Source organism: Gallionella capsiferriformans ES-2 (assembly GCF_000145255.1).
GTDB classification, from domain to species: Bacteria; Pseudomonadota; Gammaproteobacteria; order Burkholderiales; family Gallionellaceae; genus Gallionella; species Gallionella capsiferriformans.
In genome coordinates this window covers 788,926-812,042 of the sequence record NC_014394.1, presented here as the reverse complement: position 1 = coordinate 812,042, position 23,117 = coordinate 788,926, and the positions used below count along the sequence as shown (strand labels likewise).

Sequence of the window (23,117 nt, the reverse complement as noted above, 5' to 3'; positions counted from 1 at the left end):
TCAATTCTCCTGTTCGATGGATTTGAAGTTATAGGGAAAGCCGTTGGTGTCAATGCTAGACATCCACTTCAGGAAGGCCACCACGCCGCGCGCCTCCTCATCTGTGATATCGAGCTTGGGCATACGCCGGCCCAGGCTGTTGTGCAATTTATCGGACGGATCCTTGATGAACTCGACCATTTGCACTTCGCGCACTTCTTTGCTACCCCAGTATTGATCCAGCCATGCTTTGGTGAGGTCAGGTGCATAGTAAGCACCATTACCCAGCAAGGTGTGGCAGTTCATGCAGTTCTTCGCCTGTGTCGTCAACTTTCCCAGTTTGACCAGCGCTTCAGCCTCCTCTTCGTTCAGCTCTTTACCGAATAAAGGCTCTTTCGCACCGATCACCGGCACTTGCACGTGACGCGTCTCGTCGAATTTATATTCGATGCGATAGTTGATGACCGAATACGCCGGAACACGTTTTGAACCCGTCGATATTTGCGGAATCGTATCCATCGTTAACAATATCAACGCGACGAACGATCCCCCGGTGACCCAAATGGCCGTCTTGCGCCAGAATGATTCCGATGCCCACCACTGACTTGTCGCCATGGCACTCTCCTTACTCAACGTTAAAAATCTTTAAGCGGTACGGACTCCACCTGTTCTGCGCCATGTGTGCCTACGCACAAATGCCAGATCGCATGCGGTGCGAGCAAATATCCCCCCAACATGAAGGCCACAATCGCGGTCCAAAATGGATGTTTCAGCAAATTAGCTGCATCGGCCAAAAATAGTGTGGCGATGAGCAGTCCTGCATAGGAAAGATAGGCCAAAGGCATCAGGCGCTTATCCCCCTTGAGACGTGAGAAAGCGAAGAGCAGTGCATATAATGCCCCCAACATAATCACCATCGCGGAAGTGAAGAAGATGGTGAAAAAATTCCCGAGACTGGCAGGTTCGATCATGTTGATTGGCGTTATTCATTGAATGATTCATTTTAAAGCAATGTATTCTATTTTTTATAAAGATGCAATTGATTTGAATGTATTATGACTCAAGCCTAAAATACGGCAGAATGTCGAACACAACATTGATACCTTTATAAACAGGTGACCCCTTATGCAACTGAATCTTTCCACCGATATCGCACTGCGCACCCTTATCTATCTGGGACAAAAAAAGGAAACCGCCACCATCGCCGAGGTCTCTGATGCCTTCGATATCGTCAAGACTCACTTGATGAAAGTCGTCATGCAATTAGTCGCTGCGGGAGTGGTCGTCAGTGAGCGCGGCAGAAACGGCGGTATCCGCCTGGCGAGAAATCCCGCAGAAATAGTGGTCGGCGATGTCGTGCGTTTGATGGAAAATAACCTTGCACTGCTGTACTGCATGAAAACAGATGCACCGGATGATTGTTGCCCTTTAATGCCAAATTGCCACTTAAGGACGATACTCTTCAACGCGCAGAAAGCCTTCCTTGATACGCTGGATGGCAACACGCTGGCTGATCTGCTGCCTGACACGAAGTTAAATTTGAAGTTAAAAAAATGAGTATCAGCTCATTCATCAAATAGACCTGTGCCTCGCCCTGCCTGACCTTCTCAATGCGCTGATGAATTAGTTGCCTTAGTTTGAACCGGACAAACTGATTGACGGATGTCGTGTCGCGAATAATAATTATGGAAAATCTACTCCGCTGGTTTGATGAATAGCCATCACCAATCAAGGTTTTAGATATATTCATAGCTATAGCTCGAAAATTTACTCGTGTAAATTAAACAAACTTTATATTCCCGAAAATTCCACCGATGAACAACACGGAGGAAATATATTCCGCGCTACACACGAGCGCGTTAACTTCCATATTTAATGAATAAATTAATCAGCACCTTATCTCAAGTCGATGATGACCGCTTGCGAACTATCCTTCAAGCGATCCCTGATTTAATTTGGCTAAAGGATATGAACGGGGTTTATCTTACCTGTAACCACCGCTTTGAACAGTTCTTCGGTGCCCTCGAAAAGGACATCATTGGACATACTGACTATGATTTTGTCAGCAAGGAGCTTGCCGATTCATTCCGGGAAAATGATCGCATCGCGATGATGAAAGGCGGCCCCAGCAAAAATGAGGAATGGGTCACCTTTGCAGATGACGGTCATCAAGAGTTGCTGGAAGCGACTAAAACGCCGCTGTTAGATAAGGAAGGTCAACTGATAGGCGTGCTGGGAATCAGTCGTGACATTACACAGCGTAAAAAAAGCGAGATGTTTGAAAAATTTCGCAGCTCGACCTTAGAGCTTCTGACGGGAGATACCCCCCTTACGGTCATTCTTGAATTTATTGTACAGGGCGTAGAGCAACTCAATTCAGCGATGAATTGCAGCATTTTATTGCTCGATGAGGAAGGTAAGCATCTCGGTCATGGTATCGCACCGAGCTTACCTGCCTTTTATAATGCGGCCATAGACGGGGTCGCCATTGGCATGGGGGTGGGTTCATGTGGAACGGCCGCCTATACGGGTGAGCGGGTGATCGTCGAGGACATCGCAACCCACCCCTATTGGGCCCCTTACAAAACGCTCGCTGCAAAAGCGGGCTTAGGCGCCTGCTGGTCTGAACCGATACGTTCTTCTTTTAATCAAGTATTGGGGACGTTTGCGATTTATCACAAAGACAAAAACTATCCCTCAGAAGCAGACATTTACGTTATCGAACAATCTGCACATCTGGCCAGCATCGCGATTGAGCGCAAACTGCTCGAAGAAAAGGTACGCCAACTCGCGTTCTATGACACGTTAACCAACCTGCCGAATCGCCGACTGCTTAAAGAGCGCCTGAATCAGGCGATGTCGGTCAGCAAGCGGACTCATTGTTATTGCGCGCTGATGTTCATCGATCTTGATAATTTCAAACCGATCAATGACATGCATGGCCATGGCATAGGGGACTTATTGTTGATTGACGCGGCTAAGCGATTGAAGAGTTGTGTGCGCGAAATGGACACGGTGGCACGCTTTGGCGGAGATGAGTTTGTGGTGTTACTCAGCGAATTAGATGTAGATCAAGCAATCTCAACGTCACAAGCACAACGGGTCGCTCAAAAAATCCGCGCCGCTTTGTCCGTTCCCTATGTGCTGCCTACCGACATCTTACCGGCCGCCACAATCGAGCATCGCTGCACGGCAAGTATCGGCGTTACGGTGTTCCTCAATCAGGGGATCAATCAAGACGACATCCTAAAACAGGCAGATGCCGCAATGTATGAAGCCAAAGAAGCAGGGGGAAATTCAATCCGGTTTCATGATAACTTGAAAAATTGACTCATTGTAACAGGCACAGATTGGAGCGATATTATGAAGATTGACACCCTTGAATTAATTAATAATAAGTGGCGTTTCGCACGTCAATTTATTGAAAATAAATCGCTATGCCAAGTCGTTTTTGTGTTTGGTGAGTCCGATTTTATTCAGGCTGAACCTGTTTTCGAAGGTCTTCGGGCTTTATACCCCAACGCCAAAATTGTTGGCGCTTCAAGCGCTGGCAGCATTCTTGGCTCAACGATTGCCAATGCCGCCGTTGTGGCGACGGCGGTCTACCTTGAAAGCGGGAGCGTCGAGCTGAGCACCGTCGATTTTTCGGCTGAGAGTGACATTGAAGCGATCTCCTCCGATTTGCTCAGACAATTACCCGCCGAGGGACTCAGACATGTTTTTGTACTTGCTGATGGCCTGAATCTAAATGGTTCTGAATTGGTAAAGGGACTCAACAAAGTCACTTATGGTGTCACGGTTACTGGAGGCATGGCGGGAGATGGGGATAGATTCCTGCATACATGGGTCATTTCTGACGCGCCTGCACGGCAAAACCGCATTGTTGCAGTCGGATTTTACGGCACTGATCTGGTAATAAGTACAGGATCCCATGGAGGATGGAGTTCTTTCGGTGCTGATCGCCAAGTGACACGATCGATCGGAAATACCCTGTTTGAATTGGATTATGAACCCGCGCTTGATGTCTATAAAAAACATCTGGGCGAATTTGCCAAAGATTTACCGATGAGCGGGATGAGATTCCCGCTGCATATCCGCGCACCCAATGATTCGGAAGGCGTTATTCGTACGCTGTTGCAAATTGATGAGTCAGCCAAAAGTATTACTTTTGCCGGTGATATCCCCTGCGGCTATATTGCACAACTGATGAAACCCGAACTTCACCAGCTCATCTATGGTGCAGGAGATGCGGCCAAAGAAATTAATCAGCTCAATGATCATCAGGCGCTGGGACTCGTGGTGAGCTGTGTGGGACGCCGTGTGGTCATGAAACACATCGTCGAGGAGGAATTGGAGGCGGTTGAAGAAATCCTTGGCGCAAATGTTCAACTGGTTGGTTTTTATTCCTACGGTGAAATTGCGCCCTTTAACGATCGGCCCGAGCAGTGCCAACTCCATAATCAGACGATGACACTGACTGCCATCTATGAAAGATAACCTTTAAGTAGCAGGGGCACTCAAAAACCCCATGCCATATTTTAGAAGAGCGGGTTGCATGGGGAAAAGTTACACTCATATCCCGCACAATTCAAAACAGCCACACATCAGGTACACCCTCTTGCTTCTGACTCTGCAAGGAATCGATGATTTCGCCAAATTTCTGCTCCATCTCAACGGTATCCTCAAACAGTTTCAAAACCGGCGCAACGTTTCTTTGCATGATTTCAGTGACCATTTTTTCCTGCCGGTCGGTTAACGCCAGAAAGATAAACGACTCCTCTACCTCGTCAATCAGCTTCCCCAACAGCCGGCGACTCTCATTGAGCTGCGCACGATAAAGTTCACGCACTTCTTCAATCGACATCGTCGCGTTCAAGCTGGCTGACTGCAACTGCTCTGCCTTTTCAGCAGAATCCTTGCGCATACTGATCGTCTCGGTAATCGCTTCAGCCGTTTCAGCCAGAATACACAGATTATCCCGAATACGTCCTGCTATATCCACCTCTTCCGGGGTATCGACAACGATCACGGACACCATACTGTAATTGATCACCATCCGGCGACGGAACTGAAAAACCCGCCCCATTTCCTTGCTCTTTTCCAGCACGGATTCCTCAAGCGGCGTAGCGGCACCGTGCGGCGTCAAGGTAATGACACCACCCGGATGACGAATCTGCACATGGCAGTTAATGCCGTACTGAACGGTGGCCTCGAGCAGATTTTTCGCCAGCTGATACTGATCCGAACAGCTGATACTGCTGCGCATAAATTCCATCAACACGCCACTGTCATTCATGTTCGACAAGAAGCCCATCGCTGTTTTTTGTAACCTCTGCGTCTCGCCCGCAAGACGTTCACGCTCGATACAGGCGTCAATGGCAAGACTGACTTTACGCGCTAATATTTCCGCATCAAACGGCTTGACGATAAAATCATTCGCGCCGCAATCAAAGGCTTCAACCCGCTCCTCAAGCGTATCGTGGGACGAGACAAAGATGATAGGAAAACTGTCTGACTCGCGCAGCCGTCGACAGGTTTCATAGCCGCCTATACCCGGCATTTCGATATCCAGCAAAACCAGTTGCGGCGGAATATGCGCCACACTCAGCAAAGCTGACTCGCCGCTATCCGCCTCTTCGACCTCAAATTCATCTTCCAGCGCAAAACGCAACATCTCGCGACTGATCAGATCATCATCCACGATCAATACCCGAGGCCTGACTGCCTGACAATTGGAATTACTCATCCATGATCCTTTAAAATTCAGTTGTTAAAGCTGACCTGCCATCACAATTGCCAGTGCGGTTTCAAACTCGGAGAGTTGCACCTCACCCGCAGGCACTGATAGCCGATACGCCTGTTCGAGCACGGCAGCTGCCGCGCTCAGTTGGTCTGCGCCAATAGTACCCGCAGAGCCCTTGACCGTGTGCACCAATCGACGTGCCGCATCAAAATCCTCCGCTGCCATCGCCTCCCGTAAGGCGCGGGGCACACCCTGTGCCTGCTGGCAAAACAAACCATGTAAGCGCAGATAAGCCGGAACATTGCCACGCATGCGCTTTATCACAGGCCCCGCATTAATCCCCGGCAAATCCGGCAGCTCACTTTCATCAGCGACGATTGGCGACGCGACTAGCGGCGCATCCACAATCGACTTTACCGGCACTATCCAGCGCAACAGCGCAGAATACAATTGTTCAGGCACGACAGGCTTGGACAGATGATCACTCATCCCCGCCTGTATGCAACGATCTTTATCGCTTTGATCGACATTAGCCGTCAGTGCAATGACCGGCATGTTCTGATAAGCCGGATTGCTGCGCAACCGCTCACAAGCAGTCAGTCCATCCATCACTGGCATTTGTAGATCCATCAGCACGACATCATAGTGTGATCGTGCCAGCTGATCGAGTGCATCCTGACCGTTTTCTGCCAGATCAAACTGCAAGCCGACATCCCGCAGCATCTCACCCATTACCTGCTGATTAAAGGCATTATCTTCAACTAGCAATACGCGCGAACCACGCAGACTCGTCATTTTTTGCTCGAGCTGTTCGCGCGAGTGAGCCTGTGCCAACAACTCACCGGAAGGCGCTCCGCCGATTACAAAGCGTACCGTAAAACAAAAAGTACTCCCAATTCCGGGCTCACTTTCCACCCAGATTCGCCCCCCCATACGCTCAACCAGACCGCGACAAATCGACAGTCCTAAACCCGTTCCGCCAAAACGGCGCGTCGTTGAAGAGTCCGCCTGCGAGAACGGCTTGAACAGCAAACCTAGTTGCGCCGGTGAAATACCAATTCCGCTGTCCTGCACGGCAAATTTCAGTTCAACAGCTTGACCGGATATCGCACCCAACTGACAACGTATGCTAATGCTGCCCTGAGTTGAAAATTTGATCGCATTACTGCATAAATTGAGCAGGATCTGCTGCAATCGCATCGGGTCGCCCCGCAACGGATACTGTTCGATGTGCTCATCAAGATCGACATGGATCGTCAAGCCTTTATCAACGGCCAGCACGCCAATCAAATCGGTGACGTTTTTCACGACCCGGCTGATCTTGAGCGGAATCGCTTCGAGCATATGCTGCCCTGCCTCTATCTTCGACAGATCGAGCACCTCATTGATGATGTGCAACAAAGACTGCGCCGCACTGCCGGCCTTGGTTAGATAATCCTTCTGTTTATCGCTCAGTTGAGTGCGCAGGCAAAGCTCGTTAAAACCGATAATCGCATTCATAGGCGTGCGGATTTCATGGCTCATATTGGCTAGAAATTCACTCTTGGCCTTATTAGCCGCTTCAGCCTGCGTTTTGGCTTCAAACATCTCACTGGTGCGCTTTACCACTAGCGCCTCCAGATCGCGCCGGTATATTTCCAGCTCTTCATCCATCAGTTTTTTCTGGGTGATATCCTTCTGGATGGCAACATAATGGGTGATTTCCCCGTCAGCCTGGCGGATCGGCGATACGATCGCAAAGTCGGTGTAGTCCTCACCGTTTTTACGCCGGTTGATAAACTCACCCTGCCAGACCTCCCCTTGTTGCAAGGTCTGCCACAACGCCGCATACACTTCTGGTTGTGTGAGCCCTGACTTAAAAAAACCGGTCTTACGCCCGATAGCTTCGCTTGCGCTATAACCTGTGATCGCAGTAAACGCCGCATTGACATACTCAATCACACCATTTGTATCGCAAATGACGTTGCTGTTTGGACTTTGCTCCACGGCCTGAGAGAGTTTGCGCAACTGAGCTTCATCCTGTTTACGCTGACTGATATCGTGTAAAAATGAAAAGCAGCGCCCTCCTTCAGCCGCAATATAAGTTACATTGATCTCAACCGGCCAGATGTGACCACTCCAGGTTTTATGCTGCGTCTCAAAACGGGCATGCCCCTGCTCGGCCAGCCCTGTTAGCACATGGGCTACATCTGAGGCTGACATCTTCGCTTCCAGATCACCGATATTCATCGTCACCAGTTCCTCTGCGCTGTAGCCTGACAGACAGGCATAGGCATCATTGGTTTCCAGTATGCGCCCCTGCATATCCACCACCAGAAAACCATCCTTGGACGTTTCGATCACGGCGCGATACTGCAACTCGTGCTGACGTATCTGCTCGAAGTTTACTTCATTGAATTTAAGCTGCATCTTACGCAGCGCTAGCATATTGCGCACCCGTGCGGTGAACTCAACGGTATCGAGCGGTTTATTGATGAAATCGTTGGCGTGCAACTCCAGTGCACGCAATTTGACCTCACGCTCAATGGCCGCCGTCACCATGATAACGGGCACCATCATTTTCCCGGGGAGTGCTCGAAACCGTTTAATGAATTCCAACCCGTCAAGTACCGGCATCATGTAATCAACCAGCAACAGATCGGGCGCATTGGACTCGCACCAGATAATAGCTTGCATCGCATCCGTGAAGCTCACAGGGGATACTCCATCTATCTTTAGCAGCAGCTGAGCAATCAGCGACAGATTGATCGCATTGTCATCAACAACTAAAACCGTAAATTGCATATTCAGTCACTTTGTAATTAAGCGCGAGGTTCTCACACTACCACCAGCGCTGACTTGTTGCATTGATGTCACTAGCTTGAACAGTTGAGCGCTTACCCCTGAATCCCTATTTTTCTCATTGCCAGCAACGCGCTTCAGCATGCAGCAATTTCACCACATGGATGATAACAAGCAAACTTTCCACCATAAAATGATATTATATGCATATATTTGATAAAATATGATATTTGATGTTACATTACCATCTATAAAAAATAATTAAGCACCTCCCCTTACCAACGGCAAAAAGGCTAATCATGGCTCATAACAGGCAAGCCCCTAAGACATTTTGCACGACACGCGAGGCGGCAGAACTCCTTTCCGTCTCGCTGCGCACAGCACAGCTCTGGAGCGAGAGCGGCCTGCTAGAAGCATGGAAAACGGATGGCGGCCATCGGCGCATTTCTAGGCTGTCAATCGAAAGACTGCTGGCCGAACCGATCGTCAGACAACTCGACAACAAAGCCAAAACGCCCGAAGCGTTAAAAATACTCGTGGTTGAAGACGATCCTGCCTTGCGTCGCCTCTATGAGATCAATATGCAACGCTGGCCGATGTCCGTCAGATTTCATTCTGCCAATGACGGCTACGAAGCACTGATCCGCATAGGGCACGACAAGCCAGACTTGCTCATTACCGACTTACAGATGCCAGGGATGGACGGATTTCGCATGCTAAACACGCTTTGCAACATCTCCGAACTCGCCGACATGCAGATTGTTGCCGTCAGTGGACTAGATCCAGATGCAATCAGCGCACACGGCGGCATACCGGACGGCATATCCCTGCTGTCCAAACCCGTCCCGTTTAGCCATTTACTCGCGATCGCTGAAAAAACAGCCCAAGTTAAATTACTCAAAGCACGGGAGGCCGCATGAAAAAAGTCTTACTCGTCGACGATCACGCCGATATCCGTCGCCTTATCCGTATCACACTGGGAGAAAATTTTGATATTTTTGAAGCTGAGGATGGCGTCACCGCACTACGGCTTGCCTTAAAAATCGTACCCGACCTTATTGTGCTCGGTGTCATGATGGCCGGTGCTCTGGATGGCCTTCAGGTACTGGGCGCAATCAAAAGCGCGCCTCAATTGCAGCACACCCACGTCATCATGGTCACCGCGCGCGGCCAGGTGAGCGACTACGAAGATGGCATGCAACGCGGCGCGGACGCCTATTTCATCAAACCATTCAGTCCCCTCGCACTGGTTGCCGCAATCAAAGAACAACTCGGCCGGTAAATCCCGATGAGCACCCGATCCCCGCAAAAGCGCCCAAAAGCAAACAGCCTGTCAGACTCCAACCAGATGCTGCATGACCAGCTTTTTCGCTATGCTGAGGATCTGCAGCAAATGATCAATCGCAACAGTGAACTCGAACAAAACTACCGGCAACTCAATGAGCACATAGAACAATCCCATTTAACGAACGTTGCGCTCGAATCCCGCATTTCAACGATGGTTTTAAAAAACGCGGCCGAGGGCGTGATGATCACGGATTGCAACGGAAAAATTCTGGCAGTTAATCCCGCGTTCAACCAGATCACCGGTTTTTGCGAAAACGAAATACTAGGCCAGACGCCCCGCATACTCAATTCCGGCTGTCAGGATGCTGCGTTTTACCAGAACTTATGGCAGTCACTGCAAGAGGATGGCAACTGGCAGGGCGAACTGTATAACAAGCGAAAAAATGGCGAGATCTATTTGCAGCAACTGTCGATCAACACCCTACGCGATAGCGAGGGTTGTATTCAAAACTATATCGCCTATTTTTTCGACCAGTCAAAAACTGAAAAGCAGCTGGCTTATCTGGCCTATCACGACACGCTGACCGGCCTGCCCAATCGACAACTACTGCAAGAGCGTATCAGGCAAAGGCTTACGCAATCGACACGCAGCACAAAAAAATTCACCCTCATTTTCATCGATCTGGATCACTTCAAACAAATTAACGACACGCTGGGACACGCCATTGGTGACAGCGTACTTTGTGAAGCCGCCAAACGCCTGCTCGCCTCGGTACGCAAAGCCGATACAGTCGCACGACTGGGTGGTGATGAGTTTGTCATACTCGCTGAAAATCTTTCAGGTGCTGACAATATTGGCCTATTTTGCAACAAGGCCATTGCGTCACTGGCTCACCCCATGCAAGTTGCAGGTCACGAACTCTTTGTCGGCGGCAGTTTCGGCTGCGCAGAATACCCGCAGCATGGCGACGACGAAACTACGCTGATGGAACATGCTGACCAAGCTATGTATCAGGCGAAATCAGCCGGCGGCAATACTTTTAATATTTACCTGTCGCCGAGCATACCGGGATGAAATACATTCAAGGGCACCCGCGATCATCGCCAACTCACGAAAGATCAAAAATATGATCAAAAAATTTTGTAGTCTCGCGCTGCTCCTCAGCACTATCGGCTTAGCGCGTGCCGCCCCCCCCATACAGACATTAAGCGTGGGCATCGTGCCGCAGCAATCGGTCAGCCGCCTGGCGGAAGAATGGGGACCGCTGTTAGCCGAAGTGAGCCGACGCTCCGGTGTTACTTTAGTGTTCCGCACCGCACCCGGCATCCCTGTTTTTGAGGAACGGCTGGTACAAGGAGACTACGACCTGGCCTATATGAACCCCTATCATTACGTCATATTCCATAAATCAAACGGTTATCAAGCATTTGCCAAGGAGCAGGATCGAAAAATCCGCGGCATACTGGTGGTCAAAAAGGACAGTCGCTACCATAAGCTGGCCGATCTCAAAGGCCGGACCGTGGTGTTTCCCGCACCGGCTGCTTTCGCTGCCAGTATTTTGCCGCAGGCCGAGTTCAGCCGGCGGTTCATCCCCGTTGAGGCGAAATTTGTCGCTTCCCATGATTCTGTCTATCGTGCTGTTGCCGCGGGACTGCATGAGGCAGGCGGCGGTATCCAGCGCACCTTTGAGGCCTGCCCACCGGAAATTTGCGACTCACTGCGCATTTTGTCAGAAACTAAGGCCTATACCCCGCATGCCTTCGCCGCCCATCCCCGCGTGAGCGCTCAAACATTAGCGCGCGTGCAATCGGCGATGATTTCACTGGGTTCAGACGAAACAGGACAACGTCTGCTAGCCCCACTGGCGTTCAAAGGTATCTCCGCTGCTCACGACAAAGAGTGGAATGACATCCGCGCGCTTGACATCGAGCTTTTGAAACGCGACGTCCAACCTTAACGTTCATGCGCATCCGCACAAAAACAATATTAGGAATCGCCACCATTGAATTGGTGCTGCTCGCCATTCTGGTTGGCAGCGCGCTGTCGGTATTACGCGAATCCAACGAAGCGGAGCTGATGCGCCGCGTCCAACTGGGCGGCGTCCTGCTTGCCAGCGCAGCTAAGGATGCGGTGATTAGTCAGGATCTGGCCACGCTCGACAGTCTGGTTATCGAAGCAATGAACTCGGGTCAGATTGACATGGTGCGCATCGTTGATGCAGATGGCGTCATTCTGGCGCAGCGCGGTGATGCCGCCGTGCTCGCCCGTCCCTTTCACAAGGAGGTACACCCAGATCAGGTTAATGACGGAATTTTGGACTGGTCATCAACGGTGAGTGCGGGCGGCATTCAACACGGAGAGGTACAACTGGGTATCGCCATCGCCCCGCTCACCGCCCTGCTCAACTCCGCCCGCCATTGGGCAGCGGGAATTGCCAGCCTTGAGATGTTGCTCGTTGCCCTTTTTTCATGGCTGCTTGGCAGCTATCTTACCCGCCAACTCATTGCACTGCGGGAGGCGAGCAAGACGTTTTCAAACGGTAATTTTGATCATCGCCTCCCGATCAGCGGCGATGACGAATTAACCCAGACAGCAACCGCCTTCAACCTGATGGCACAAAAAATCGGCGAAAGCCATATACAGCTGATCAACGAAAACCAGTTACGCGTCCAATCGCAGCAGGATGCGGAACAGGCACAAGCACTGGCTGAGGACATTGCCTCTCAACTCAAGGAAATTTTCGCACTCAGTCCGGATGGTTTTGTCTCTTTTAATGGTGAACACCTCGTCAAATATGTCAGCCCGGCCTTCTCTAGACTGACAGGCCTGACTGAGGAAGATGTCATCGGCATCAACGAAATCACGTTTTTCGATCGACTGAAAGGACGCTGCATAAAAGGAGCGGATTTTCCGGATATTGCCACACTGCACGACAACCAAACCAGTCTCACCGACAGAACACCCGTCAAAAAACGGCAGCGCCAGATAATAGAGCTGTCGAACGGACGTATACTCGAAATCGGATTGCGCGAATCAAAAAGCGAGACGGTTTCGCAAATTCTTTACCTGCGTAACATTACCCACGAAACAGAAGTTGATCGCTTAAAGAGTGAATTCCTCTCCACGGCGGCACATGAGCTTCGCACGCCGATGGCAAGCATCTACGGCTACTCGGAATTGCTGCTAACCCGTGAATTTAGCCATGACGAGCAACACGAATTCCTGAGCACCATCTATCGTCAATCCGAATTGATGATCTCGATTATCAATGAACTGCTCGATATTGCCCGCATTGAAGCGCGCGGCAGCCTGGATTTCACGCTCACACAGATCGACTTATACGATTTACTGAACAACATCATCGCCGGATGCAAGCCGCCCAACGGACGCAAATGCCCGCAACAACCGCAACGTAGCACCCCGCTCTGGGTCGCAGGAGACCGTCGAAAACTCACTCAGGCGATCTCCAACGTCCTCTCAAATGCCTACAAATACTCCTCCGACGAAGTTGGAATCGAGTTTCTCACATCCGATCTGTCGGGACACTTGATCGGACTGCGGATTAGTGACCGTGGCATCGGTATGACAGCAGAACAATTATCCCACGTCTTCGAACGATTTTATCGTGCCGACGACTCGGGAAAGTTCCCCGGTACCGGTCTTGGCATGAGCATCGTGCAGGAAATCATCACCTTGCATGGCGGCCACATTGACATAGAAAGCCAATCGGGTACCGGCACCATCGTTACCTTGTGGATTCCGGCAGCAACAGATTGACAACGCATTTTACGAAAGACGCATCATGACAAAACAGGAAAACGAAATTAACGCGCTGAACGAGCACAAACTCCGCTCTGAGCTGGTACGCGCATACGATTTACTGCGCACGGTGATAGATGAAAATCCCAATATCATCCTGATGAAGGACTGGGACGGCAAATTTCTGATCGGTAACCGTGCGTTGGCCAATCTGTATGGGACGACGCCGGAAAATCTGGAGGGAAAAGATGACGGCGCATTCAATCCGAATGCCGAACAGGTCGCATTTTATTTGCAAAACGTGCGCGAAATCATGTCGCAGCCTGCCACCCAAATCGTGATGGAGGAGTCTACCAACAACGCCACCGGCGAAACTCACTATTACCAGTCAATAAAAAAGCCTCTCGTTTCAGCAGACGGTAAAAAACAGATTCTGGTCATCGCCAATGACGTGACAGAATTAAAGCTGGCACAGAAAAAACTCGAAGAGAGCGAGCGCCGTCTGCGCTATGTGCTGGATGCAACCGGTGAAGGCGTATGGGACTGGGATATCAAAAGCGGCATAGTGACCCACAATAGTCAGTGGTGCAAAATCGCGGGGATGGACGACAACTATCTGCAGCATCCGGTTGAAGAATTCGGGCAGCTGCTGCATGAAGACGACCGCGCCCGTGTCTTTGATGCGCTGCAAAACTGCCTCAACGGACACGGACACTATCAGAGCGAACACCGTATGCGTATGCCCGGAAACCGGATCGTCTGGGTGCTCGACCGCGGCGATGTGGTTGAGCGGGATAGCGAGGGGACAGCACTGCGCATGGTCGGCAGTTTTGTCGACATCACCAAGCGCAAAGAAATTGAACTGGCACTGGGCGTGCGTACCGAGTTGCTCGATGCGATATTTGAATTGAGTCCGGACGGATTTATCTCGTTCGATGAGGCGCATTGTATCAGCTATGTCAGCCCGGCCTTCACCCGGATGACCGGACTGCATGCCGCGCAATTGCAGGGAATGAACGAGGCACAGTTCAGCGATTTACTCACACGGCTTTGTGTTGCGGGTACGCATTTCAAAGGCGTGCAGAAATTGCGAGCACCCGCTTCGGACAAGCTGCCTGACACACGCCAAATCATTGAACTGTCGCATGTGGGCAAACGCATACTCGAGGTTGGTTTGCGCAGCAGCACCACCAGTTCTGTGTCACAAATTCTCTATTTCCGCGAAATAACTCACGAGACAGAACTCGATCAACTCAAAAGCGAATTCCTCTCGACGGCCGCACACGAACTGCGCACCCCGATGGCCAGTATTTACGGTTTTGCCGAGCTACTGCTGTCGCACGACTTTGACGAGGAGAGCCGCCGGGAATTTTTGACGATTATTTTAAAGCAGTCTGAACTGATGACCTCTATCCTCAATGAACTGTTGGATCTTGCCCGCATTGAGGCGCGGCGCGGCAAGGATTTCGTCATTGAAATTTTGCCCGCACAAGCCTTAATTACACAGGTGGTGCGCAGTTTCATCCTGCCTGAAGGCCGCCGCGCACCTGCCCTCAAAATGCCCGGCACCACGGTCTTCCTGATGGCCGATCACAAAAAAACCTATCAGGCGATCGTTAACGTACTGTCGAATGCCTACAAATATTCGTCAGGCGAGGTCAATATCGAACTGATTAATGAACCGCAACCGGCCAGCCTCAGCACTGCGGCCGTCGGCATACGCATTATTGACTGCGGCATCGGCATGACACCCGAGCAACAGTCCCGCGTTTTTGAACGGTTTTATCGCGCCGACTCGTCGGGGAAAATTACCGGCACGGGTTTAGGGATGAGCATCGTGCAAGAAATCGTGTTGCTGCACGGCGGACAGGTCACGCTCGAAAGCACGATAGGCAAAGGCACATCCGTTACGCTTTGGTTCCCCGCCGAGTCTAACCTGCCGTCAACCGCTGGACTGACATCATGACCCTTGCACAACGTTTCAATGTCTTGTTTTTATTGGCGGCGGCAGGCATGACCGGTTTGGCCGGCATTAACTTAATTCAGTTCAATCACGTTTACGAAACAGTCAACACCAGCAATGTCAAAATCATCCCGTCTTTGTTACTGCTGGATGATGCAGCCAAAGCCTTTGGCCGACTGCGCGTCGGCCTGTATCAGCATGTGCTGCATCACGATGCCTCCCGCTTATCCGATGTTGAGGTTTTGATCATCCAGTCTCAAGCCGATCTCAACACTGCGCTCAATAAATACGAGCTGTACCTGTTCGATGAGAAAGACCGTCTGCTGCTCAGCGAAGACATCAAAGCGGTGCACGACTATACCGAGCACATCGAAAAGATCAAAGCAGCCTCACACAACCATCATGATAACGAAGCCCTGATCCTGCTCAATGAAGCCTCTCCCTTGGCAGACCGGATAAATCAAGTGCTCGAGTCCCATAAAAACTTCAAGTCAACCCTCGGAAAAAAAATTGCCGCAGAAGGACTCGAGATTAAATACAACACTGTGACAATTTCAATCACCGTATGGGCATCAATACTGACGCTGGTGCTGCTGATCGGTGTTTGGCTAAGGCGTACTCTGTTGCACGCACTAGAAAAGGCCACACAAGTGGCGGAGCACATCGCGGCAGGGGATCTGTCCTACAGACTGAATATCTCAGGCAACGATGAGTCTTCCCATCTGCTCAGCGCAATGATGTCAATGCAGTCGAACTTGCGTGCACTGATCGGCGACCTGAGCAACATCGTCGAAGCCGCCGCATCCAGAGGTGAATTCAACGTCAGAATGAGTCTGAGCGACAAGTCAGGCTATGCACAGGACATTTCTAAGCTAGTCAATAATCTGTCAGACATCACCGACACGGGAATGCGCGATGTGATTCGCGTCGCACGCGCCATTGATCAGGGCGACCTGACGCAAACCATCAGCGCCAATTACCCCGGGCTGTTCGGCGAAGTGAAAGAAGCACTGCTCTCGATGCAGGAAGTCGCGCGTGCACTTGAACAAAGGCGCTGGGCTAAAGATGAAATTACCAATCTGATTAGCGCGATTCAGCAATCGCGATCTCACAGTGAATTCGGTGAGGCCCTGCTCTCGCATCTATGCCCGACCGTTCACGCGGTGCAGGGCTGCCTGTATGTCCAAACGGAAGAGAGCCTATCGCCTGTGAGCGCCTACGGCGCCCGCATCGATCAAATCAATCCGAGCGGCCTGATTGAACAATGCGCACAAGATCAAAAAATGATCGCCATTGAGGATCCCGAGGCGCGCCTGCACCTGTCAGGCTTGCTCAGTGCACGCACCGCGCATGTGGTGATACTCCCGCTCGTCTTGCAAAATCGGGCCATCGGTATCATTGAACTGTCCTTATTGAGTCCGCCTGACGCACACTGCAGCCTGTTGCTGAGTGAACTCCCGCAGATGCTCGCCCCGGTGCTCGAAGTACTCCGGCGTAACCTGCGCACCCAGCATCTCAACATGATGCTAGCCGCACAAACGAAGGAACTCGACGCACAACGGCGTGAACTGCTCAACACGCATGAGGCGACCGGCAAGGTTAATGCAATGCTGCAGGACATTCTGGCAGCCGCTACTGAAATCGCCATTATCGGCACCGATGTGAACGGACTGATCACGCTGTTCAACACGGGCGCCAACAAGATGCTGGGCTGGATAGCGGACGAAGTGGTCGGTCTGCAAACACCCGCCTGCTTCCACCGCGAAGACGAATTAGCTGCCGCCTGCCGGACGGCTGATGTGAGCAGCAGCTTTGGCGCTATCGTCGCCGGTGCGGTGATGAACGGCCACGACAGTCGCGAATGGACGTTTGTGCGCCATGACGGCACCGAATTTATCGGCCTGTTGCTTACCAGCGCGGTCTATAGCATGGATAGCGTAATCTCCGGCTATCTTTGCGTGATACAGGACATTTCTGGCCGTCGGGAAACAGAACAAAACTTGATCAATGCCCGCACACTGGCCGAAGAAACATCGCGGATGAAATCCGACTTTTTAGCCAACATGAGCCACGAAATACGCACCCCGATGAACGGCATTATCGGCATGTCACATCTGGCGCTCAATACCGATCTCACCCCGCGTCAGCGCGACTACCTGAAGAAAATTCAGCAATCCGGTCAAAATCTGTTGCGCATCATCAACGACATACTCGACATCTCAAAAATTGAAGCAGGAAAACTGTCCATCGAGCACAGCGAATTCGAGCTAGAAAACACCCTGGCCGATGTCGTTGCACTCATCGGCGAAAAAACCACCGAAAAAGGGTTGGAACTCATCCTCGACATCGCAAGCGATGTGCCGGTCAATCTGCTGGGAGACTCACTACGCTTAGGACAAGTGTTGCTCAACTATGCGAGCAATGCACTCAAATTCACCGAACAAGGGGAAATTGTCATTGCGGTGCGCCTGCGCGAACGTTCGGAAGATCAGGTACTGCTCTATTTCGAGGTTAGAGATACCGGCATCGGCCTGTCTTCTGAACAGATCAGCCGGTTATTTACGCCCTTCACGCAAGGTGACGCCAGCACGACACGCCGTTACGGAGGAACGGGGCTGGGGCTGGCTATCTGCCGTCAACTGGCTGATCTGATGGGTGGCGAAGCGGGCGTCAACAGCGTCGAAGGTCAGGGAAGCACATTCTGGTTTACCGCGCGTCTAGGCACCGGCGGAATCAAAAAACGCACGCTGCTGCCTGTTGCGGATCTTCGCGGCGGCCACGTTCTGGTGGTGGACGACAATGACAACGCGCGTCAGGTGATGAATGAAATGCTAGACGGCATGAGTTTTTCCGTCGATGTAGCTAACTCGGCTATTGAGGCAATCACGGCGATTGAACTGGCCGACCGTCAGCGTGATCCCTATAAACTAGTGTTCATGGACTGGCACATGCCGACAATGAACGGCATCGACGCCTGCAACAAGATTCAATCCCTGCCACTGACCGCGCCACCCCATCTGGTACTGGTCACCGCCTACGGTCGCGATGAAGTTTTCCACAACGCGGAAAATGCCGGCATCCGCGATGTACTGGTTAAACCCGTGACCGCCTCAACTTTATTTGATACAGCGATACGCGTGATCGGCGCTGAACGCGAAGATCTGCACATAAGCTGCGTGCCGACACAACCTGCTGAGGACATGAATACAATTAGCGGAGCGCGCATCCTGCTGGTCGAGGACAACGAGTTCAACCAGCAGATCGCGATGGAGTTGTTGCAACAGATGCATCTTGCGGTCGATCTGGCAGAAAACGGCGCTGAAGCGCTCAACCTGCTGGAAAAAAACAATTACGATCTCGTACTGATGGATATGCAAATGCCGGTAATGGACGGCATCTCGGCCACGCTTGAATTGCGACGTCAAGCCCGATTCGCGGAACTACCCGTGGTGGCGATGACGGCAAATGTGCTTCAGGCAGATCGCCAGCGCTGCCTGGACGCCGGCATGAATGACTTCCTGTCCAAACCGATTGAACCCGAGTTACTCTGGCAAACCTTGCTTAAGTGGATTACGGCGTACCGCTCGCAGGTTAAACCGGTTGCAAAACCCGACCGGCAGGCATTCGATCCGGAAATTGAGGGCATAGAGTCGATCCCAGCCCTGCGGCGCATGCTGGGTAATACCGAGCTATATTTTTCCGCGCTACGCAAATTCTGCGAGCTGCAGCAGCCTACTCCTGAGCAAACCCGCGCAGCGCTCGCTATAAATGACTGGGCGAGCGCGCAACGCCACATTCACACTTTAAAGGGCGTCTCTGCCAGCATCGGCGCCAAGGAACTGGCAAAGGATGCCGCCCTCCTAGAACAAGGTTTGAGCGAACGCTGGCCCAAAGATGAGATTGACTCACGCTTAGAGGCTCTCGAGAGCGCACTCAACGAGTTGATCGGACGGGTTTTACCAAGATTGCCTGTACCGGCTAGCAGTCAACCGGCCGACAGCGCATCGGGGATCAACGCACTCGCAGAACTCAAACTCCTGCTCACCGAAAACAATCCGGAGGCCATGAGCTGGTTCGACAGCAACAGCCATACGCTAAAAGGCCTATTTCCGGAAAAACAACTGACGAAATTATCAACCGCCATCCACCTGTGCGATCTGGATTCAGCCTTAGCGATTTTAAAAAATGCAAGCCCTGAATCTGCCAATGAAAGTTTGACATGAGTATTGCAAACAAAACAATCGAAACCGTGCTGGTCATCGACGACAGCCCGGAAATCCTGCTGATCATCAACGAACTTCTCAAGAAAGACTACCGCATCAAGGCGGCCAATAGCGGAGAAAAGGGATTGCGTCTGGCGCGTGAAGAACCCATACCCGACCTCATACTGTTAGATATTATGATGCCGGGAATCAACGGCCACGAGGTGTGCCGCACGCTCAAAGCGGATCGCAGCACCCGCGACATTCCGGTCATATTTCTGACCGCGATGCACAACGAATGCGATGAAGAACAAGGCCTGAAACTGGGCGCTGCCGACTATATCGGCAAACCGATCAGCGGGCCGATCCTACGCGCCCGCGTCAAGACACACCTCGCGATGAAACAGTCGGCAGACTATATCAGGGACAAAAATGTCTTCCTGATAGGCGAAGTCTCCAAGCGCGCCCGCGAACTGGAATTCATCCAGGATGTGACTATTCTAGCCTTAGCGTCTGTGGCCGAGACGCGCGACAATGAAACGGGCAACCATCTGCGCCGCACCCAACATTATGTGCGATTGCTGGCGGAACATCTGCAGCGCCATCCGCGCTTTTCACTCAGCCTCACGCGCACTAACATCGAGTTGATCTATAAATCGGCACCCTTGCACGATATCGGCAAGGTCGGCATACCCGACAGCATATTGCTTAAACCGGGGCGCCTGACAGCCGATGAATTTACAGTCATGAAAACACATGCCGCTCTGGGGCGCGAAGCGATCGAGCACGCCGAACAGCAAATGGGGCGCAGCGCACCCTTTTTGACCTTCGCCAAGGAGATCGCCGGCAGTCATCAGGAAAAATGGGACGGCAGTGGTTACCCTGAAGGATTAGCCGGCGAGCAGATTCCCGCTTCGGCTCGTCTGATGGCGGTAGCAGATGTCTACGATGCCCTAGTCAGCGAACGCCCCTATAAAAAACCCATGTCCCATGAAGCCGCCTGCGAGATCATCACAAAGGGGAGCGGCTCACACTTTGACCCTAACGTAGTCGATGCTTTTCTCTCTTTGAATCTTGAATTCAAAAATACGGCCGAGCACTTCAAAGACAACTTCAATGAGAATGCACTCAGCCAACCTTTAGGACACACCACATGAAAAAAATTATGATCGTCGATGACCAACCTATCATCCGAAAAATGATCCTGCTAGCACTACAAGATGAACATTTTGTTCTGACCGAAGCCTGCGATGCGGATAGCGCCTATCAGTTAATGCTGAAGGACAAACCGGATGGCATCGTACTCGATGTCATGATGCCGGGCCAACTCAATGGCTTTCAGTTATGTGAACGCATCAAGCAGTCGCCTGAGCTGTCCGGCATCCACGTTGTGCTGGTTACCGCCTGCGGCCAGATTGCCGACCAGGAATTTGGCCGCGCACTCGGCGCGGATGCTTACTTTGTCAAACCCTTCAGTCCGGTGGCGCTCGCAATGCACATGAAGGAAGCACTACTCAAGGAGTCCACATGAGCGAACATGAGCGCGCAGCCTGGCACAGCAACCCATGGGGCATGGCAGCCATCGATATCAGCGGCCGGGTCTCCGCAGTTAATCCCGTCTTCGAATACAGCACGAAACTTAGCGCCGCCCAACTGATCGGCTTGAGCGAAGCGGATTTCGACCATATTTTGTCAGATTTACCATTTACCGATCGCAGCCGCATTAATGTCACGGATGGAAGCATACGCGCCATCCACTATGTGCGCTGTCAGGAATGCACTGAACGCGATCACACTTTATCGCGGATCGCCGAAGTGCTGCGCGAGCCGCTGGCGAGCATCTACGGCTTTGCCGAACTGCTTTTAACGCAGCACTATGACGAACAAACCCGGCAGGATCTGACAGCCATGTTGTTAGGTCAAGCCGAAGTGATGGCCAACCTGATCAACGAACGGCTGGAAAACCGTACGCTCTGGAGCCGTGCCTCAGAAAATCAGCTATCGGAGGATTCGCGATGAGAACACGCCCGCGCTATATCACGCTGATCGAAGCCGAGGCCGGCATGGAACTGGCCGCCCCGTTAAGCACCGTAAGCCATGGTATTTTAAGCCTGAAGCTGCCGGCAGGTCATATTCTGACGCATGACAGCCTGCAACAACTCCACGCTCACAAGGCGGAATCGATGTTTATCGTTGAACCGGATACTCGTCCTAGCGGGCAGATCGCCATTAAAGCGGCAGAGGCAGCGCATCGCGTAATGGAAATTTTCGCCGGGGCTGACTTATCGGATCCCGCCATGGCGACCCTTTTCAACCAAATTCTTATTTTTCACAGCAAATGAACCTCGCCTACCCTATCAGCCAAGAAGAAGTTGTCAGGCTGTGCCAACAACTGCCCAGTTTTCCTTTGATCATCAGCAAAATTCTGGCCGATATCACCGATACGGAAACTAATTTAAACGAACTCGTCAGCTACATCGAGCAGGATCCGGTCATCGCAGCCCGCGTACTATCGCTTGCCAACAGGGCGGGTAGCCGCGCGCGCAACCAGCCTGAGATTAAGGATCTATGCACAGCCATTTCATTGATTGGTGCGGGAAATATCCGAGAAATGGCACTAGTCAGCTGCATCACCAATTTTGCCGACAATAGCCTGAGAGGCCAGATATCCGAGAATTTTTGGCGACATAGTGTGGCCGTTGCAGTCTGTACGCAAGAACTGACCCGCCAGATTGATACGAGCCGCATCACCTCGGAATCAGCGCTGGTCGCAGGACTGCTGCACGATATCGGCAAGCTTTGGCTATTCAGTTTCCACACCGAAATATATCAGGAAGTATGGTTAGACGCTCGCCGGCGTCAGGTAGGCATAGAGGATGCCGAGCAAGCCGCTTTCGGCGTCGATCACGCCGTCATCGGCGCCTGGATCAGTCAATACTGGGGCCTGCCCGATAGCATTAGCCATGCCATCAAACATCACCATGCACCGGAACATCACTGTAGCGACCCGCTGGTGGCCTTATTGCACGTGGGCGAAGTAATGACCAATGCGCTGGATCTGGATGGAGGTCAGGAAAATCGTGTGACATTTATTTCAGCAGCCGCATGCGAAAAACTGGGGCTAATCTGGGGCTGCGCCGCACGTCCGGATTTTATTTCCTTGTTCGGCAGAATCACGGCACGCGCGCGCCATGCCAGTACGCTGTTCTCATAACAGTACAGTCGCGTATAAGTGCAGGCGAGCAACACTTGCCTGATTAGCGCTATAAATTCACCGCAGCATGTATTTTTGAGCCGGGGGGCGCTGACGTGGTTTATTAAGCATCCTTCATAAAATCCGCATACGCTACAAAAGCCATCGATTACGACAACCTCCCGCGACGTGAAGCTCTCTCGAGCAAC

General features: G+C 51.7%; 19 protein-coding genes. 15 read left to right on the top strand and 4 right to left on the bottom strand.

Translation table 11 applies throughout. The features are described 5' to 3' along the window. Window positions 1–594, bottom strand: a complete 594-nt coding sequence (locus GALF_RS03865) for a c-type cytochrome (protein ID WP_013292745.1) — start codon at window positions 592–594, stop codon at window positions 1–3. 20 nt (window positions 595–614) lie between these two features. Continuing rightward, window positions 615–950 (bottom strand): hypothetical protein, encoded by a 336-nt coding sequence (locus tag GALF_RS03860; protein ID WP_013292744.1) that lies wholly within the window; start codon window positions 948–950, stop codon window positions 615–617. 154 nt (window positions 951–1,104) lie between these two features. Here GALF_RS03860 and GALF_RS03855 point away from each other — a divergent pair, with 154 nt between their 5' ends. The 3 genes from GALF_RS03855 to GALF_RS03845 all read left to right on the top strand — a co-directional run bounded on the left by GALF_RS03855 (window position 1,105) and on the right by GALF_RS03845 (window position 4,476). Continuing rightward, complete coding sequence (locus GALF_RS03855) at window positions 1,105–1,536, top strand: RrF2 family transcriptional regulator (protein WP_013292743.1); 432 nt, start codon at window positions 1,105–1,107, stop codon at window positions 1,534–1,536. 318 nt (window positions 1,537–1,854) lie between these two features. Then, window positions 1,855–3,309, top strand: a complete 1,455-nt coding sequence (locus GALF_RS03850) for a sensor domain-containing protein (RefSeq protein ID WP_013292742.1) — start codon at window positions 1,855–1,857, stop codon at window positions 3,307–3,309. A 33-nt stretch (window positions 3,310–3,342) separates the two neighbouring features. Next, entirely contained in the window at window positions 3,343–4,476 is a 1,134-nt protein-coding gene (locus GALF_RS03845; protein ID WP_013292741.1) for an FIST signal transduction protein, read from the top strand. Between the two features lie 91 nt (window positions 4,477–4,567). Here the strand turns inward: GALF_RS03845 and GALF_RS03840 are convergent, their stop codons facing one another. Both GALF_RS03840 and GALF_RS03835 read right to left on the bottom strand, forming a co-directional pair. Beyond that, window positions 4,568–5,725, bottom strand: coding sequence for a response regulator (locus tag GALF_RS03840; RefSeq protein ID WP_013292740.1), 1,158 nt, complete (start codon window positions 5,723–5,725; stop codon window positions 4,568–4,570). A 24-nt stretch (window positions 5,726–5,749) separates the two neighbouring features. Next, entirely contained in the window at window positions 5,750–8,506 is a 2,757-nt protein-coding gene (locus tag GALF_RS03835; RefSeq protein WP_013292739.1) for a response regulator, read from the bottom strand. Window positions 8,507–8,802: 296 nt separating this feature from the next. On the opposite strand from GALF_RS03835, the gene GALF_RS03830 reads away from it, so the two are divergent. The 12 genes from GALF_RS03830 to GALF_RS03770 are packed head-to-tail and all read left to right on the top strand — an operon-like array spanning window position 8,803 to window position 22,929. Beyond that, complete coding sequence (locus tag GALF_RS03830; protein WP_013292738.1) at window positions 8,803–9,423, top strand: response regulator; 621 nt, start codon at window positions 8,803–8,805, stop codon at window positions 9,421–9,423. Continuing rightward, window positions 9,420–9,785 (top strand): response regulator transcription factor, encoded by a 366-nt coding sequence (locus GALF_RS03825; protein ID WP_013292737.1) that lies wholly within the window; start codon window positions 9,420–9,422, stop codon window positions 9,783–9,785. Before GALF_RS03830 ends, GALF_RS03825 begins: the two co-directional genes overlap by 4 nt. Before the next feature lie 6 nt (window positions 9,786–9,791). Further along, window positions 9,792–10,865 (top strand): sensor domain-containing diguanylate cyclase, encoded by a 1,074-nt coding sequence (locus GALF_RS03820; protein ID WP_013292736.1) that lies wholly within the window; start codon window positions 9,792–9,794, stop codon window positions 10,863–10,865. A 52-nt stretch (window positions 10,866–10,917) separates the two neighbouring features. Continuing rightward, complete coding sequence (locus tag GALF_RS03815) at window positions 10,918–11,748, top strand: phosphate/phosphite/phosphonate ABC transporter substrate-binding protein (protein ID WP_013292735.1); 831 nt, start codon at window positions 10,918–10,920, stop codon at window positions 11,746–11,748. A 5-nt stretch (window positions 11,749–11,753) separates the two neighbouring features. Then, window positions 11,754–13,568, top strand: coding sequence for an ATP-binding protein (locus GALF_RS14805; protein ID WP_013292734.1), 1,815 nt, complete (start codon window positions 11,754–11,756; stop codon window positions 13,566–13,568). Between the two features lie 25 nt (window positions 13,569–13,593). Next, window positions 13,594–15,516 (top strand): sensor histidine kinase, encoded by a 1,923-nt coding sequence (locus GALF_RS14800; RefSeq protein WP_013292733.1) that lies wholly within the window; start codon window positions 13,594–13,596, stop codon window positions 15,514–15,516. Beyond that, the gene (locus tag GALF_RS14795) at window positions 15,513–19,736 is read left to right on the top strand and encodes a response regulator (protein WP_013292732.1); all 4,224 of its coding nucleotides are present in this window, start codon (window positions 15,513–15,515) and stop codon (window positions 19,734–19,736) included. Before GALF_RS14800 ends, GALF_RS14795 begins: the two co-directional genes overlap by 4 nt. Beyond that, on the top strand, window positions 19,733–20,872 hold the full coding sequence (locus GALF_RS03790; protein WP_013292731.1) for an HD-GYP domain-containing protein: 1,140 nt from the start codon (window positions 19,733–19,735) through the stop codon (window positions 20,870–20,872). The genes GALF_RS14795 and GALF_RS03790 overlap by 4 nt, the downstream gene beginning before the upstream one ends. Beyond that, the gene (locus GALF_RS03785; protein ID WP_013292730.1) at window positions 20,869–21,246 is read left to right on the top strand and encodes a response regulator transcription factor; all 378 of its coding nucleotides are present in this window, start codon (window positions 20,869–20,871) and stop codon (window positions 21,244–21,246) included. Before GALF_RS03790 ends, GALF_RS03785 begins: the two co-directional genes overlap by 4 nt. Further along, window positions 21,243–21,734 (top strand): nitrogen regulation protein NR(II), encoded by a 492-nt coding sequence (locus GALF_RS03780; protein ID WP_013292729.1) that lies wholly within the window; start codon window positions 21,243–21,245, stop codon window positions 21,732–21,734. The genes GALF_RS03785 and GALF_RS03780 overlap by 4 nt, the downstream gene beginning before the upstream one ends. Then, window positions 21,731–22,057: a hypothetical protein gene (locus GALF_RS03775; protein WP_013292728.1), complete on the top strand. Its 327-nt coding sequence runs from the start codon at window positions 21,731–21,733 to the stop codon at window positions 22,055–22,057. The genes GALF_RS03780 and GALF_RS03775 overlap by 4 nt, the downstream gene beginning before the upstream one ends. After that, window positions 22,054–22,929, top strand: coding sequence for an HDOD domain-containing protein (locus tag GALF_RS03770; protein ID WP_013292727.1), 876 nt, complete (start codon window positions 22,054–22,056; stop codon window positions 22,927–22,929). The genes GALF_RS03775 and GALF_RS03770 overlap by 4 nt, the downstream gene beginning before the upstream one ends. The last annotated feature ends 188 nt before the right edge of the window (window positions 22,930–23,117 follow it).